Genomic DNA, 17,591 nt, shown 5'->3' on the forward strand with positions numbered 1-17,591 from the left:
TTTTAAGTTTTTTACATACCTTTGTTAATATCTATATTTTTACCGAACTATTATTTTATGAAAACATTATTAAAAATTACAGCTATACTTTTTATAGGAATGTTTATTATTTCATGTAGTGGTGGTGGACATTATAAAGAAAAAGAGATGATAAGGCAAGACAGTTTATCGGTAGTTGATAAAGTTATGCAGGAACAAACAAAACAAGAAGATTCATTGCAAACTTCTTCAAATTCGAATACTGAAAATAAAGGAATGTCATCATCCGCAGCAGTTGATAACCCTAAGGATACAACGCATAAATTTATCAGGACAGCAGATATAAAATTTCGCGTAAAAGATGTTATCAAATCAACGTATAAAATTGAAGAGATTGTAAAACATTTTGACGGTTTTGTTACCAGCACTTCTCTTTCAAGCAATGTAGAAAAAACAAATGTAATTCCGGTTCGTAATGATTCATCACTTGAAACCACCTATTATACTGTGCAAAATTCGATGGTATTACGTGTACCGAATTATAATTTAGATACTACATTGAAGTCGTTGGCAAAGCTTGTTGATTTTATGGATTACCGCAATATTAACGCTGAAGATATTGCAATGAAAATATTAGAAAATAAACTTGCACAAAAACGAAATCAAAAATATATTTCCAATGTTGATGCTGCTTCACAAACTAAATCGAAAGATGCAACAGAAACTGTAAATACACAGGAACGTCTTTTAGATAAAGAAGCCGCTGCCGACAGGGCATTATTGAACAATTTAACTATTGCTGATAAAATAAAATACAGCACCATTTCACTTTTAATTTACCAGCGTCAATCAATACGTTCGGAACTTATCGCTAATGAAAAAAATATAAGTGCATATGAACCCGGATTAGGAACAAAACTTCTGAATGCCTTAAAATTCGGATGGGATATGTTTATGGCGCTCATCGTATTTCTTATAAAATTATGGGCACTGTTTTTATTTGCAATTATTGCATACCTTATTTATAAAGTACTACGAAGACTTTGGAAGAAGAATAAATAAAATAGGCGCGCCCTAAAGGGCGCGCCTATTGTTTTAATACCTTCTTATAGCTAAATTTTATTCAATATAAATTTCTAATGTCTTACAACTTTGATGAGGTTCAATTTGAATTTCATTTAATTCAGCCGGAATTAAAATTGTTTGTCCGGCATTAATTTTTTCTTTTCCTTCATGGTAATTCAAATCAAACGAACCTTCAACGCACATCAGTATCACAAACGAATCGAGATCGTAATAATCGCGAGGAACAGTTTTATTCAAACTTAAAAGATTTGTAGTGAAATAAGGGCTTTTAACAAGGTTTGAAGGACTATCATTATATAAAGAATAATTTGTACGATAATTTTTTTGATAAGAATAATCAATAGCATCAACCGCTTCCTTGGTGTGAAGTTGCCGTGGATTGCCTTTGTCATCAACCCTGTTCCAATCAAAAATACGATATGTAATGTCTGAAGTTTGCTGAATCTCAGCAAGGCAAACACCAGGACCTAACGCATGAATTCTGCCCGAAGGAATGTAAAATACATCACCTTTATTAACTTTCTCAAAATTTAAAATCTCGGTAAGATTATTTTTTTCAAAATAATCCAGATAAATCTCTTTATTGATTTCCTTATTGAAACCACTTATCAATTCTCCGTTTTTATCAGCATCCAAAATATACCACATTTCGGTCTTACCATTTTCGTTATGACGTTTCTTTGCAAGCGTGTCATCGGGATGTACCTGAATAGAAAGCCATTCGCGTGAATCGATAATTTTTATAAGAATAGGAAATTGCAATCCGAATTTTTCAAAAACTTTTTCCCCAACCAAATCACCCATATAAACTTCGATGAGTTCTTTGATATTATTATTTTTTAAAAATCCATTTTCAACAACCGAAAGATTTTCGTCAACACCCGAAAGTTCCCAGCTTTCGCCGCAGTTGGGCAATGGAGAAAAATTTTTTCCGAAAAGTTTATTTACTTTATCGCCACCCCATAATTTATCTTTAAATATAGGTTTGAATTTTAAAGGATATAATTGATTCATTTCTTATCTTTGAATGTTATTTGCAAATTTATCAATTTCGAATGAGTAGCAATAATAATATTTTTTTGAATAAGATTGTGGAACTTCGCAAAGAGCTTCACCGCAATGCTGAGCTCTCACTGAATGAACTCAACACAAAAAAAATTATTTGCGATTTTCTACAAAAAAATTCGCCCTCATGTAAAATAATAAGTTTATCAGATACTGGTTTTGCTGCTACTTTCGATAGCGGGAAACCCGGACTAAACCTGATGTTCAGGGCAGATATTGATGCTTTACCTATTAAAGAAAATTTATCACTGCCTTATTCATCGTGCAATAAAAATGTTTCACATAAATGCGGCCACGATGGTCATAGCGCAATTTTATGCGGACTTGCATGCATCATTGAAAATGATTTCCCTGAAACCGGAAAGATTATTTTATTGTTTCAACCAGCCGAAGAAACAGGACAAGGTGCAAGAATGATTTTAGAAAATCCTGCATTTAAACTCATCGAACCCGATTTTATTTTTGCACTGCACAACATTCCCGGCTTTGAAAAAAATTCAGTACTTGTAAAGAAAGAACAATTTGCATCTGCTTCGAAAGGAATAATCATTAAACTTACCGGAAAGTCTTGCCATGCGGCTTATCCAGAACATGGAAAAAATCCGGCATTTGCTTTCTCTGAAATTATTAAAGGCATCGAAAGCATTCCCGAATATTCCGAAAGTTTTGATAATTTTATTTTAACAACCATTGTTCATGCTTCGCTGGGAGAACCTGCTTTCGGCACTGCTGCAGGTTATGCCGAAATTCGCGCAACACTCAGAAGTTATGACAATCATAATATGCAACGACTGGTTCATGAGTGCAAACTTCTTGCTGAAGAAAAAGCAAAAGAAGAAGGACTTGCGCTTTCCGTTGAATTTGTTGATGAATTTGATGAAACATTTAACCATCCTGAGGCGGTCAATATGATTGAAAAAGCTGCCGAAACATGCGGAGCAAAAATTATTCATCTGCCTTTTCCTTTTCGATGGTCGGAAGATTTTGGAAAATTCACCTCAAAATATAAAGGCGCAATATTCGGGTTAGGTGCAGGAAAAGAACATACTGCACTTCACACAAAAGATTACGATTTTCCTGATGAAATCATAGAAACAGGAATTTCTGTTTTCCATAACATTATTAAAAACTATTCTAAAAACTGATTATATAATTTATGATTATCATAGGAATTACAGGCACGCTGGGAGCGGGTAAAGGCACCATAGTTGAATACCTGGTTGAACATAAAAAGTTTTCTCATTATTCAGTACGTTCATTTATTACTGAAGAAATTAAAAAAAGAAAACTTGACGTAAACCGCGACAACATGGTATTGGTTGCAAATGAACTTCGCGCAAATCATTCGCCCAGTTATATTGTTGAACAATTATATGAACAGGCAATTAAATCGGGAAAGAATTGTATCATTGAAAGTATACGCACTCCGGGCGAAGTAGAAGCATTAAAACAGAAAGGAAATTTTTATCTTTTCGCCATTGATGCTCCGGCAGAAATACGCTACCAGCGCATTGTTCAGCGCGCATCGGAAACTGATAATGTTTCGTTCGAAACTTTTATTGAAAACGAAAAAAGAGAAATGCAATCGTCTGACCCGAACAAACAAAACCTTTCCAGGTGTATTGAAAACGCTGATTATTCTTTCGTAAATGATAAAAGTATTAAAGAACTTCAGGAAAAAGTTGATGATGTAATATCGAAAATAATTAAATAATTTATTTTCTCAACGTAGCTGTCAGCCTTAACGGATTATCCAATAAATCCAACGCATCCAGGATATCATTACAAACAACATCAGCAGACAAAAGTGTTTCGCCGGCAATGCCTTCTTTCTGAATTATTGCAATACCAAGTGCTGCATGTTTTAGCATTAAAGCATCATTTTTACCATTGCCAATTGCCACAACTTCATCGGCACCTAATTGTGCAATGAAATCAAGCTTTTGTGATTGCTGTTCTTCACCTTCAATAATTTTTACTTTACACTTTATATTTTTAAATTGTGCTTTTGCTTTGCCAAACGTATCTGCCGTTATTACATGAATTTCAAGATCAGCTGCAAGTACATTCAGCTTTTCGGCAACACCCTCCAGTAAATTTCCATCAAATGCAAGGGTACCGTTAAAATCAAGTACAAGAAAACAGAGTTGAAGTTCTTTGACCCCGGGAATATTAATTGATATCATAATGAATCTATCTGTAACAAATATCGATAAATAATATGAATTCCAAGATATAAAAAACTAAAAAAAAGCCTTGATTATTATATTTGTTTTTCTAACTTCGCACATTGCAAAAGAGTTGTTTAACAATTTACATATTAAGAAAATATAAATACCTAAATCATGGAAAAGAAAAATTTCATTACATGCGACGGTAATTACGCCGCAGCACACATTGCTTACATGTTCAGTGAAGTCGCAGCAATTTATCCTATTACTCCATCGTCAACGATGGCAGAATACGTTGATGAATGGGCTGCAAACGGAAGAAAAAATATTTTTGGTGATACAGTAAAATTGGCAGAAATGCAATCGGAAGCTGGCGCTGCCGGTGCTGTTCACGGTTCATTACAGTCGGGTGCATTAACCACTACATTTACTGCATCACAAGGTTTATTACTCATGATACCTAACATGTATAAAATTTCCGGCGAATTATTACCAGGTGTTTTTCATGTATCGGCAAGAAGCATAGCTGCTCAGGCATTATCAATTTTTGGCGATCACAGCGATGTGATGAGTACACGCTCATGCGGATTTGCACTTCTGGCAACAAGCAGCGTTCAGGAAATTATGGACCTCGCAGCAGTTGCTCATCTTACTGCAATAAAATCACGAGTTCCTTTCCTTCATTTCTTTGATGGTTTCCGTACTTCTGCTGAAGTTCAAAAAATAGAAGCACTTTCAACAGAGCAAATGGCAAGCCTTTTAGATCAGAAAGCATTACAGTCATTCCGCGACAGGGCATTAAATCCTGAACATCCTTTTACTCGCGGTACTGCTCAGAATCCTGATATTTATTTCCAATCACGCGAAGCTGCAAACAAATTCTATGATGCAGTTCCCGACATGGTTGAAGATTATATGCAACAACTGAAAAAATTCACCGGTCGCGAATACCACCCATTCACATATTACGGTGCACCCGATGCTGAACATGTAATTGTTGCTATGGGCTCAATCACTGATTTGACTAAGGAAGTAATCGATTATTTAAATACACAGGGGAAAAAATTAGGACTGATCACTGTTCATCTTTATCGTCCCTTCTCATCAAAATATTTCTTCAATGTTCTTCCAAAATCGGTAAAAAGAATTTGTGTTCTCGACCGTACTAAAGAACCGGGAGCAAACGGCGACCCATTATATCTTGATGTTCGCGACATGTTCTATGAAAACCCGAATCCTCCGATGATCATTGGCGGAAGATATGGACTGAGTTCAAAAGATACTACTCCTTCAATGGTATTATCGGTTTATGAAAACCTCGTTTCTGCAAAACCTAAGAATCATTTTACCGTTGGTATTGTTGATGATGTTACCAATCTTTCACTTCCTGTATTACCTGAAATCAGCGTAACTCCTAAAGGAACATTCGAAGCTAAATTCTACGGATTAGGCGCTGATGGTACTGTTGGTGCAAATAAAAATTCAATTAAAATTATTGGTGAAACAACAGATAAATATTGCCAGGCTTACTTTGCTTATGACTCTAAGAAATCAGGCGGTATCACTGTTTCGCATTTACGTTTCGGCGATAAAATAATTCGCGCTCCTTATCTTGTAAATACTCCCGACTTTGTTGCTTGCCACGTTCCTGCATATCTCGAAAAATATGATATGCTTAAAGGTTTGAAAAAAGGTGGCTCTTTCCTTCTAAACAGTATTTGGGATGAAGAAGAAACAAAGAAAAGATTGCCCGATCACATGAAAAAATATCTTGCAACTAATGATATAAAATTTTATGTAATCAATGCCACACGAATTGCTGAAGAGATAGGAATGGGTAACCGCACCAACTCAATCATGCAAGCAGCATTCTTTAAAGTTTCCAGTGTTATTCCTTATGATTTAGCTGTTAAGGAAATGAAGAAAGCTATTGAAAAAACTTATGGAAGAAAAGGTGAGAATGTTGTAAAAATGAACTTTGCTTCTATTGATAAAGGTGGAGAAGTTAAAGAAATTAAAGTTCCTGCAGATTGGAAAAATATAGAAGTAAAAACTAAAAAAGACGATAGGAAAATTCCTGATTTCATAAAAAATGTAATGGAACCTATCAACGCTCTTAAAGGGGACGACCTTCCTGTTAGCGCATTCAAAGAACGTGAAGACGGAACATTCCCCTGCGGAACTACTGAATATGAAAAAAGAGGTGTTGCTGTAAGTGTACCTGAATGGTTACCCGAAAATTGTATACAGTGTAACCAGTGTGCTTTGGTTTGTCCTCATGCTGCTATCAGGCCATTCTTATTTACTGAAGAAGAAACCAAGAAACTTCCGGCAAATACTAAAACGCTTAAAGCTGTTGGAAAAGAATTGGAAGGTTACCAGTTCAGAATCCAGGTGAGCGTATTGGATTGCACCGGTTGCGGCAATTGCGAAGATGTTTGTCCGGCTAAAACAAAAGCTCTTGTAATGAAACATCTCGGCACACAAACCGAAGAAATTGCAAGATGGGATTATATTGCTAACAAAGTTTCTTATAAAGATAATATTATTGATAAATTCAAAACATTTAAAAACAGCCAGTTTGCACAACCATTATTTGAATTCTCCGGTGCCTGTGGCGGTTGCGGTGAAACACCTTATATTAAATTGATCACCCAGTTATACGGCGAAAGAATGATTGTTGCCAATGCTACAGGATGTTCATCAATTTACGGCGGCTCTGCTCCTGCTACTCCATATCGTGCTTGTAACAGAAACGGAAAAGGTGTTGCATGGGCCAATTCATTATTTGAAGATAATGCAGAATATGGTTTTGGAATGGCACTTGGTGTAAATAAAATCAGGGAACGCATTTATCGTTTAATGGAAGAAGCGAATGCAACTGAAATTCCTGCCGAAATGAAAGAAGTTTTCAAAGGCTGGATGGACTCAAAAGATAAAGCAGAAGAATCAATCGTAGCATCCGAAAAAGTTTTAAAGGTCATTGAAAAAAGTAATCTGCCTGTTGCAAAACAAATTCTCGATTACAAACAATATTTGGTAAAGAAATCAGTATGGGCATTTGGTGGTGATGGCTGGGCTTATGATATTGGCTACGGTGGCATCGACCATGTACTGGCTTCAGGTGAAGATATCAACCTGCTTGTTCTCGATACTGAAGTGTATTCAAACACCGGTGGACAATCGTCAAAATCTACTCCTATAGGTGCTGTAGCAAAATTTGCTGCATCAGGAAAAAGAATTCGCAAAAAAGATTTAGGTATGATGGCCATATCATACGGTTACGTTTATGTTGCACAGGTTGCAATGGGCGCTAACAACAGTCAGTACTTCCGCGCACTGAAAGAAGCTGAAGCATATCCCGGACCATCATTGATTATTGCTTATGCTCCATGTATCAATCACGGAATAAAAGCAGGAATGGGCAAGACACAGGATCAGCAAGACCTTGCAGTAAAATCAGGATACTGGCATTTGTATCGTTATAATCCGCTTTTAGAAAAAGAAGGAAAGAATCCATTCACACTCGACTCGAAAGAGCCTAACTGGCCTGACTTCCAGAATTTCCTTGAAAGCGAAGTTCGTTATACTTCATTAAAGAAAGCTTTCCCGAAAGATGCTGAAGAATTATTCAAAGCTGCTGAAGAGGCTGCAAAATGGAGGTATAATGTTTACAAACGTTATTCCTTAATGGATTATTCAAAATAAAAAAAAGCCCCGAAAATTTTCGGGGCTTTTTTTATAATTTATTATTAAGTAAATTTCCGCTATTGATAAGCTTTTCAAGTGCCGGGGAGAAACGCGATTTATCAAGATGCATAAAATATTCCATGTTATGTAAATCACTTCCGGCAAAATCGACCATATTTTTTTCAATCAATTCTTCACATATTTTTTTTACACCGGGTGAATAAAATCCTGATAAGGAAGGAATGTTTATTTGGAAAAGTATTTCGTGATCTTTTAAAGTTTCATAATGCTCAATATTTTCATGCCAGAAGAAATATCGCTCCGGATGGGCAAGAACAGGATTGTATCCTTCCATCCTCATATCAAAAAATGTATGGATCAAATTATCAGGAGGATTGAAAGTAGAAAGTTCTATTAATAAATATTTATTTCCAAAAGTCAGTAAATTACCTGCTTTGAATTTTTTTAACAAACCATCGTCAAACATATATTCTGCAGCGGCTTCAATTATAACAGGAATATTTTCTTTTGCTAATTCATTCCTTAAAATATCCAACCCTTTATTTATTGTTTCAGCAGTATTCTTAAAATAATCGACCATGATATGAGGAGTGGTTATAAGTTTTTTATAACCTAAATCATACATGTGTTTTACAAGATTTACAGAATCTTCTAGTGTAGCACAACCATCGTCAATACCGGGAATCAAATGGGAATGCATATCAGCACCCAAGATTGAAAGGTCTATGGGACTTTTTAATTTATTTGATTTGAAAATATTTCCAAATATTCCCATTTGAAAATTATGAATGATTAATGTGTAATTAACTGAAACCTTAAAACAGGGAACTTAAAACTGTTATCGTTTCACATACTGATTATCGTAGTATTTCTGGTAATCGCCTGACGTTACATTTTTCAACCATTCTTCGTTCAAAAGATACCATTCAACCGTTTTTTCTAATCCTTCTTCAAACTGAAGCGATGGTTTCCATCCCAATTCTTTTTGCAATTTTGATGAATCAATGGCATAACGCAAATCATGACCTGCGCGGTCTTTCACATAAGTAATCAACTGTTCAGATGTTCTTTCTTTTCTGCCTAATTTTTTATCCATTATTTTGCAAAGCATTCGAACAAGGTCAATGTTTGTCCACTCATTGTTTCCGCCAATGTTGTATGTTTCACCAATTTTTCCTTTGTGATAAATCACATCAATTGCATTTGCGTGGTCTTCTACCCACAGCCAATCACGCACGTTTTCGCCTTTTCCATAAATTGGAAGCGGTTTATTATTTTTGATATTATTGATGCAAAGTGGAATTAATTTTTCGGGAAACTGGTTTGCTCCGTAGTTGTTCGAACAATTACTGATAACAACCGGAAGTTTATAAGTATGATAATATGCTCTTACAATATGGTCGGAGCTGGCTTTTGATGCGGAATACGGACTGCGCGGGTCGTAAGAAGTTTCTTCGGTAAAAAAACCTTCATCGCTTAATGAACCATAAACTTCATCGGTTGATATATGATAAAATTTCTTTCCTTCTAAATTATCTTTCCAAATATTTTTAGCTGCATTCAGAAGGTTTACTGTTCCTACAATGTTTGTCATTATAAAATCCATCGGGCTTTCAATGGAACGGTCTACATGCGATTCGGCAGCAAGATGAATAACGCCATCAAATTTATATTTTATAAAAAGATTATTAATAAAATTGCTATCAACAATATCGCCTTTTACAAATTCATAATTTTTTTCATTTTCAATATCGGTGATATTGTTAAGGTTTCCGGCATACGTAAGCTTGTCGAGATTTACAATTTTACAATCAAAATATTTTTTTACAAATTTTCTTACCACATGCGAACCTATAAAGCCCGCACCACCAGTGATTAATAGAGTTTTCATAATTTTTGTTTCAGGTTTATGGTTTGAGCAGCTTGTTTGGTAATAAGTCAATAGTCTCAGGAAATTCTTATTACTATTAACAATAATCTTAACTAGCGACTCAACCTATCAACTATTTACTTTCTTTTTCTTTTAAATATTTTTCCCAATTCCAGGCAGAAAGCACCATTTCATCAATTCCTTGTTTTGCTTTCCAGCCTAATTCTTTATTTGCTAAATCAGTGTTTGCCCACACTTTCTCAATATCGCCTGCACGACGTTCAACAAATTTATAATTCAGTTTTACACCACTAACTTTTTCAAATGCATGAATGACTTCAAGTACAGAAAAACCATTGCCAGTACCGAGATTAAAAACTTCACAATCCGATTTTGTTTTATTGCTCATCATTCGTTCCAAAGCAACAATATGCGCTTTTGCCAAATCAACAACATGAATGTAATCCCTGATACATGTGCCATCCGGAGTATTGTAATCATTTCCGAAAACACGAAGATAATCGCGTTTACCAATTGCAGTCTGCGTTATAAAAGGAATAAGATTATTTGGAACACCTAACGGCAATTCGCCAATCAATGCCGATTCATGCGCTCCAATAGGATTGAAATATCTTAATAAAATTGATTTCATTCCAAAAATTCCAACGGTATTCCTGATGATTTCTTCACAAATTTGTTTAGTATGTCCATAAGGAGAGAATGGTGCTTTTATTGGTGAATTCTCATCAACAGGCAAAACATCAGGCTGGCCATAAACCGTACAGGAAGAAGAAAACACAAAATTTTTTATTTGCATTTCTTTCATGTACTTCAAAATATTTAACAATGAAGAAATATTATTATTGTAATATTTCAGCGGCTGTTCAACCGATTCGCCAACAGCTTTAAGCGCTGCGAAATGTATTACACCTGAAATATCTTTATTTTTCTGAAAGAAATTTTTTGTAGCATCTTCATCACAAAGGTCGAATTGATGAAACTCCGGTAATATTCCTGTAATTTTTTCTATAGAATAAATTACATCTTTTGTTGAATTAGAAAGATTATCAATGATAATAACTTCATAACCTTTCTGCTGCAATTCAACAACAGTATGCGAACCAATATAGCCGGTGCCACCGGTTACTAATATTTTCATTTATCAACTATTAAAATCTTTAATCAAGTTTTAAGTTTATTGTCAATGGCTACTGGTTTGGTCTGTTGTCAATAGTCATAAGACTTTGAACCCAACAACTAAAATCCATTCAAGCTACCCAACCTATAAACTATTAACCATTTTAAAGACTCCAGTATGTGAGTTCTTTTATTTTATTTCTGTAAATTCCTTTAACATCAACAAGGATAACCTTTTCAGCCGCTATCGATTTAAAATATTCTTCTTTAAGTTCGCGATATGGCTGATGATTCACGGCAACAATAATTGCATCATATTTTCCGGTAGGTTTTTCAACCAACTCAAAACCATATTCGTGTTTCAATTCTTTTGAAGAAGCATACGGGTCAACAACTTCATACTTTACTCCATACGATTTCAACTCTGAAATAACATCAGCTACTCGTGAATTGCGGATGTCACTAACATCTTCTTTAAAAGTAGCGCCCATTACAAGTACTCTTGAGTTCAAAACATTTTTTCCGGCAGCGATAATTTTTTTCACGGTTTGTTTAGCAACATAAAACCCCATCGAATCGTTTACAAACCTTCCGGAATTTATTATCTGTGCATGATAACGAAATTCTTTTGCTTTATAAGTAAGGTAATATGGGTCAACACCAATGCAGTGCCCACCAACTAATCCAGGATAAAATTTCAGGAAGTTCCATTTTGTTCCGGCAGCTTCAAGCACTTCGTAAGTATTAATTCCCATGCGGTTGAAGATGATAGAGAGTTCATTCATCAAAGCAATATTCACATCGCGCTGAGTGTTTTCAATAATCTTAGCTGATTCGGCAACTTTAATTGACGATGCTTTATGCACACCAGCTTTTACAACTAATTCATATGTTTTTGCAACATTCTCCAACGATTCAGCATCGCAACCTGAAACAACTTTTAATATACTGGTTATCGTATGTTCTTTATCGCCCGGGTTAATTCTTTCGGGAGAAAAACCAACTTTAAAATCTTTCACAAATTTTAATCCTGATAATTCTTCAAGAATAGGAATGCAATCTTCTTCGGTACAACCTGGATAAACGGTAGATTCGTAAACAACGTAATCTCCTTTTTTCAGAATTTTTCCAACTGTGCGTGTAGCACCAATCAATGGAGTTAAATCAGGAAGATTATGATCATCAATAGGAGTTGGCACAGCCACAATATGAAATGTTGCTTCTTTTAAATCTTCAGGATTTGCAGTAAATTTAATGTTGCAACCATCAAAAGCTGATGAAGGCAGTTCTTCGCTTGGGTCGATTTTATTTTTCATCATTTCAACCCTGTCGGCTTTAATATCAAAACCAATAACATTTATTTTTTTAGCAAACTCAAGAGCAATTGGTAATCCTACATAGCCTAAACCAATCACTGATAACTTTGTTTCTTTCTTTAATAATTTATCATATATATTCATATTCGAAAAAATTTAATTTATAATATCTTTTTTAAAATAGGATGATAGTCGCCTTTTAAACCAATTGGCTCGGCATGTCTTATCTCATAAACAGTATTGATACTTGGATAAGCTGTATTCGTTCCAAAGCCTCTGCCGTCAAGAATTTCTCTGTAACTAGATGTATGTAAATCACCAAATCCTTCACTGAATTCAATTTCTTTTTTATCAACTTCAATTGAACGATAGGTTCTTTGGTTTGCTTTTTTAGCACAATCAGGTAAATCATTGCTGTCAATACTTAAAAACCATCTAACGCGTGCATTCTTTAATTCCAGAAATCCTGCTGCTTTATTTTCAGAATAATAGTGAACGATATTTTTCTGGACATCACCAAAAATCCATATCAGCATATCGAAAAAATGGATACCTATATTTGTAGCAATGCCTCCCGACTTACTGTTATCGCCTTTCCACGACATATGATACCAATGACCGCGACTGGTAATATAAGTCAAATCAACATCATGAATTTTATCTTTAGGTCCTTTGGAAATTATTTCTTTTAATTCTTTAATCGAATCATGCAAACGCAGTTGAAGAATATTATAAATTTTTCTTCCGGTTTCTTTCTGTATTATATCTAAAGCCTCAATATTCCATGGATTCAGCACCAACGGTTTTTCGCAAATTGTATTTGCATCATTCCTTAAAGCGAGCCGGATATGAGAATCGTGCAAATAGTTAGGCGAGCAAATACTTACATATTCTATTTTTTTCTCGCCTTGTCTTCTCAATTTATCAAGGTGTCTGTCGAAACGTTCGGGTTCAAGAAAAAAATCAGCATCAGGAAAAAAACTGTCGATAATTCCAACAGCGTCGTGTTTGTCAAGAGCCGCTACAAGCGAATTTCCGGTTTCTTTAATCGCTTTCATGTGGCGCGGGGCTATATAACCTGCCGCACCTATCAGAGCGAAATTTTTACTGCCTTTATTCATTTTATTTCAGCTTTGAAACTTTATTATTTTTTAGAACATATTTCTCTTTGCTTTCGGGGCAAACAGCAATTCCATTTTCATCAAAATGCAAACGATGTCCATATTCACTCATCCATCCTGTTTGTTTTGCAGGGTTTCCAACAACCAAAGCATATGGAAGAACATTTTTAGTTACCACTGCTCCTGCTCCAATAAATGCATATTCACCAATATCATGACCGCAAACAATTGTCGCATTCGCTCCAATTGATGCTCCTTTTTTCACAACAGTTTTTGCATATTCATGCTTGCGTATAATTGCACTTCTCGGATTTACAATATTTGTAAATACCATTGATGGTCCCAGAAAAACATCATCTTCACAAATGACTCCTGTATACAAAGATACATTGTTCTGAATTTTCACATTATTACCCAAAACAACATCAGGCGATACAACAACATTCTGACCAATATTACAATTCTCACCTATTTTGCAATTAGGCATAACATGTGTGAAGTGCCATATTTTTGTACCTTTTCCAATTACACAGCCTTCATCGATAACTGCTGTTTCGTGAGCAAAATATTGTTTTTCCATTTTTATTTTTTTAACACTGAATTCTCAGATTGAACAGAGTTCGCTGCAGCGAACACAGAGTATAGATTACCATTTATTTTTCTGCTTATTCCACCTGTTAATTAAGCAACACTAAAAATTATTAATAGTTCTGTATTTTTAACGCAAAGAGTACAAAGTTTTCGCAAAGAGCGCAGAGCTTACTTTGGGTTCTTTGCGAATTTTCCTTTGTATACTTTGCAGTTATTTTTTAATAAAATTTCTTTTACAATTTTTATATATTATCTATTTACAAATTCAAGAACTGAACTTGTAATATGTTTTAATTGTTCTTCATCCAATTCTGTATGCATTGGTAATGAAACCACTGATTTTGCAAGCTGTTCCGTTACCGGAAAATCACCGGCTTTATAACGTGGGTCGAGATATGCTTTTTGCAAATGCATTGGAACAGGATAATAAATCATTGCCGGAATTCCTTTTTCCTGTAAAAATTCCGGTAATTTATTTCTATCAAAACCGTTTGTAACCAAAGTATACTGATGGAAAACATGATTTGATTTATTGAAACGTCCGGGAATTTTTAGTTTTGGATTATTTCCAAATGCCTTATCATAATATGCAGCAGCTTTATTTCGTGCAGCAGCATATTCATCCAAATGTTTTAATTTAATTCGAAGTATTGCAGCCTGAATACTGTCAAGGCGCGAATTCACACCAATCAGATCATGGTAATATCTTACTGTCATCCCATGATTAACAACTATCCTGATTTTTTCTGCAAGCTTATCATCATTGGTAAAAATAGCGCCGCCATCACCATAACAACCTAAATTTTTAGATGGGAAGAAAGAAGTACATCCTACATGCGCTATTGTTCCTGCTTTTTTCTTTGTTCCGTTTTTTGAAATAAAGTCAGCACCTATTGCCTGACAGGTATCTTCAATAACATATAAATTATGTTTAGAAGCGATTTCCATTATAGCATCCATATCGGCACATTGTCCGAATAAATGAACCGGTACAATAGCTTTTGTTTTTGGAGTGATTGCTTTTTCAATCGCTTTCGGGTCAATATTAAAAGTATCGGGATCAACATCTACTAAAACTGGCGTTAGTCCAAGTAAAGCAATTACTTCGGCAGTTGCAACAAAAGTAAATGAAGGAGCAATCACTTCATCGCCGGGTTTTAATTCCATTGCCATCATTGAAACCTGTAAAGCATCGGTTCCGTTTGCACAAGGAATTACATGTTTTACACCAAGATATTTTTCCAAATCCTGTTGAAAATTTTTCACTTCAGGACCATTAATGAATGCAGTCGATTCAATCACATTTATAATTGCTTTATCTACTTCATCTTTAATTTTGTCATATTGGCTCTTCAAGTCAACCATATTAATCTTTCTCATAGTCTAAATTTTTTTTATTCAACAAGCCGCAAAGATAAATATAATTCTGATTTTTAACATCTGTTATTACAGGATTGATCAATTAAATTTTTATACATATATACCAATATCTGTTTTTTTGAGTTAATCAAATAAAAAACCATTAATTTTGCAGGATTATGAATAAATTATACCCTTTACTTTATGTTCTATTCCTGTTCATTTCAGAACAGGTTTTTTCACAAGTTAATCCAAAGGATTCAGCAATCTCAACTTCAATGGTTACAGCTTCATATTCATACCAGGTCCCGGGAAATGACCTGGCAAAAAGATTTTTGCCAAATAACTCGATAGGTGCCGGATATTTATATAAGACCCGTAAAAACTGGATATTCGGAGCCGATGGATTTTTTATGTTCAGGGATACCATTAAAGAAACAAATATTTTTGACTCTATTTCAACCAGCGATGGAAATATCATTGATGGCAATGGGTTATATGCCGATTTTCATTTGTATGAACGCGGTTTTCTTATGGGGGTAAAATGTGGAAAATTGTTTCCTGTTATTGAGAAGTATCCAAATTCAGGAATTATATTATTGGGGACATTAGGGTTTCTTCAGCATAAAATAAGAATCGAAAACAGCGACAATGCAGCTCCTCAAATCAAAGGAGATTATAAAAAAGGATACGACCGTTTAACAAACGGGTTAGCAGTAAGTGAATTTATTGGCTATATGCACATGAGCGATTCGAGGTTATTCAATTTTTATGCAGGATTCGAGTTTACACAGGGATGGACACAAAGCAGGCGTTCATATAATTTCGATACAATGAAAAAAGACCTTACTAAAAGAATGGATGTATTATATTCTTTTAAAATTGGATGGATCATCCCATTGTATAAGCGTATGCCGGAATCATATTATTTCAATTAAAATTTTTGAAGTGGCTTTTCTTTATAACATTTCTATCCTGGTTTATCAATTGCTCATTCGCATTAGTGCGCCATTTAATAAAAAAGCCGGGTTATGGGTGAAAGGCAGAAAAAATATCTGGAAAAATCTATCAGAAAAAATCAATCCTTCCGAAAAAAAAATCTGGATACATGTTTCCTCTCTTGGTGAGTTTGAACAAGGCAGGCCACTGATTGAAGGAATCAAAAAGAAATATCCCGATATAAAAATTCTTCTCACTTTTTTTTCTCCATCGGGTTATGAGATTCGCAAGAACTATGAAAATGCTGATTATATTTTTTATCTTCCATCCGACACCCTCAATAATGCAAAAAAATTTATTGAGCTGACAAAGCCATTTTTAGTGGTTTTCGTGAAGTATGATTTCTGGTTTAATTATATCAGTTGCATTGCAGAGAAAAAAATCCCTATTGTTTTTATTTCATCAATCTTTCGAAAGAATCAACATTTTTTTAAATGGTATGGCGGTTGGTTTCGCAAACATCTGAAAAAAATAAATCATTTTTTTGTACAGGATATTTCATCGGAAAATTTATTAAAAGGTATTGGAATAAACCAGGTAACTGCATGTGGCGATACGCGTTTCGACAGGGTTTACTCAATCACGCAAAATGTAAAACCATTTCCCGATATTCAAAATTTTTGCGGCGATTCTACAATTTTTATTGCAGGCAGTACATGGCCGCCTGATGAAAATATTTTAATTCCATTCATTAATTCAGGAAAAACAAATTATAAATTTATCATTGCTCCTCACCTCGTTGACAAAGCACATATATCAAGCATTACAGAAAAAATAAAAGTGCCTTATATTTTATATTCTGAAATTTCAGCAAAAGATTTTTCAGATAAAAATGTTTTGGTAATTGATTGTATTGGTATTTTGTCAAACGTTTATCAGTATGCTCACATTGCTTACATTGGCGGGGGGTTTGGAGTAAGCATACACAACATCCAGGAACCGGCGACATTCGGGATGCCCATAATTTTCGGGCCGAAGCATACAAAATTCCGGGAAGCTGTTGAATTGATTAAAGAAGGCGGAGCATTCTGTATCAATAACGAAAATGAATTTTACGATATTATTAAAAAGCTTGAAAACACTAATGTTTTAAAAGCTTCATCTGAAATTTCAAAAAAATATATTCAGAAAAATATTGGAGCTACAAAAATTATTTTGGAAAATATTTCGAAATATTTTGTTTAAA

General features: G+C 34.6%; 15 protein-coding genes. 6 read left to right on the forward strand and 9 right to left on the reverse strand.

The features are described from left to right. Positions 1–57 precede the first annotated feature (57 nt). Positions 58–1,041 (forward strand): DUF4349 domain-containing protein, encoded by a 984-nt coding sequence (locus PKK00_05815; GenBank protein HNW97910.1) that lies wholly within the window; start codon positions 58–60, stop codon positions 1,039–1,041. Between the two features lie 57 nt (positions 1,042–1,098). Here PKK00_05815 and PKK00_05820 read toward each other — a convergent pair whose 3' ends face one another. Further along, complete coding sequence (locus PKK00_05820) at positions 1,099–2,079, reverse strand: mannose-6-phosphate isomerase (GenBank protein ID HNW97911.1); 981 nt, start codon at positions 2,077–2,079, stop codon at positions 1,099–1,101. Between the two features lie 41 nt (positions 2,080–2,120). Between PKK00_05820 and PKK00_05825 the strand changes: the two genes are divergently transcribed. Then, positions 2,121–3,275: an amidohydrolase gene (locus PKK00_05825; GenBank protein HNW97912.1), complete on the forward strand. Its 1,155-nt coding sequence runs from the start codon at positions 2,121–2,123 to the stop codon at positions 3,273–3,275. Positions 3,276–3,286: 11 nt separating this feature from the next. After that, positions 3,287–3,844 (forward strand): AAA family ATPase, encoded by a 558-nt coding sequence (locus tag PKK00_05830; protein HNW97913.1) that lies wholly within the window; start codon positions 3,287–3,289, stop codon positions 3,842–3,844. Position 3,845: 1 nt separating this feature from the next. Here PKK00_05830 and PKK00_05835 read toward each other — a convergent pair whose 3' ends face one another. Further along, a complete protein-coding gene (locus tag PKK00_05835; protein ID HNW97914.1) occupies positions 3,846–4,316 on the reverse strand; it encodes an HAD hydrolase family protein in 471 nt (156 codons plus the stop codon). Positions 4,317–4,475: 159 nt separating this feature from the next. On the opposite strand from PKK00_05835, the gene nifJ reads away from it, so the two are divergent. Continuing rightward, positions 4,476–8,009 (forward strand): pyruvate:ferredoxin (flavodoxin) oxidoreductase, encoded by a 3,534-nt coding sequence (gene nifJ / locus PKK00_05840; GenBank protein ID HNW97915.1) that lies wholly within the window; start codon positions 4,476–4,478, stop codon positions 8,007–8,009. Between the two features lie 31 nt (positions 8,010–8,040). On the opposite strand, the gene PKK00_05845 is transcribed toward nifJ, so the two are convergent. The 7 genes from PKK00_05845 to PKK00_05875 form a co-directional block, all read right to left on the reverse strand. Then, positions 8,041–8,787 (reverse strand): hypothetical protein, encoded by a 747-nt coding sequence (locus tag PKK00_05845; GenBank protein ID HNW97916.1) that lies wholly within the window; start codon positions 8,785–8,787, stop codon positions 8,041–8,043. Between the two features lie 63 nt (positions 8,788–8,850). Beyond that, entirely contained in the window at positions 8,851–9,903 is a 1,053-nt protein-coding gene (gene rfbB / locus PKK00_05850; protein HNW97917.1) for a dTDP-glucose 4,6-dehydratase, read from the reverse strand. A gap of 112 nt (positions 9,904–10,015) precedes the next feature. After that, positions 10,016–11,041, reverse strand: a complete 1,026-nt coding sequence (gene galE / locus PKK00_05855) for a UDP-glucose 4-epimerase GalE (protein ID HNW97918.1) — start codon at positions 11,039–11,041, stop codon at positions 10,016–10,018. 142 nt (positions 11,042–11,183) lie between these two features. After that, complete coding sequence (locus PKK00_05860) at positions 11,184–12,473, reverse strand: nucleotide sugar dehydrogenase (GenBank protein ID HNW97919.1); 1,290 nt, start codon at positions 12,471–12,473, stop codon at positions 11,184–11,186. Between the two features lie 23 nt (positions 12,474–12,496). Continuing rightward, positions 12,497–13,456, reverse strand: a complete 960-nt coding sequence (locus PKK00_05865; GenBank protein HNW97920.1) for a Gfo/Idh/MocA family oxidoreductase — start codon at positions 13,454–13,456, stop codon at positions 12,497–12,499. Position 13,457: 1 nt separating this feature from the next. Next, positions 13,458–14,036 (reverse strand): DapH/DapD/GlmU-related protein, encoded by a 579-nt coding sequence (locus PKK00_05870; GenBank protein HNW97921.1) that lies wholly within the window; start codon positions 14,034–14,036, stop codon positions 13,458–13,460. A gap of 260 nt (positions 14,037–14,296) precedes the next feature. Next, complete coding sequence (locus PKK00_05875) at positions 14,297–15,427, reverse strand: DegT/DnrJ/EryC1/StrS family aminotransferase (protein ID HNW97922.1); 1,131 nt, start codon at positions 15,425–15,427, stop codon at positions 14,297–14,299. Between the two features lie 158 nt (positions 15,428–15,585). On the opposite strand from PKK00_05875, the gene PKK00_05880 reads away from it, so the two are divergent. Continuing rightward, positions 15,586–16,344, forward strand: coding sequence for a hypothetical protein (locus PKK00_05880; protein ID HNW97923.1), 759 nt, complete (start codon positions 15,586–15,588; stop codon positions 16,342–16,344). Between the two features lie 10 nt (positions 16,345–16,354). Further along, positions 16,355–17,590 carry a glycosyltransferase N-terminal domain-containing protein gene (locus PKK00_05885; GenBank protein ID HNW97924.1) on the forward strand — a complete coding sequence of 412 codons (1,236 nt, stop codon included), beginning with the start codon at positions 16,355–16,357 and terminating at the stop codon, positions 17,588–17,590. The last annotated feature ends 1 nt before the right edge of the window (position 17,591 follow it).

The sequence above is a fragment of the Bacteroidales bacterium genome (assembly GCA_035353855.1).
Taxonomy (GTDB): domain Bacteria; phylum Bacteroidota; class Bacteroidia; order Bacteroidales; family CG2-30-32-10; genus DAOQAK01.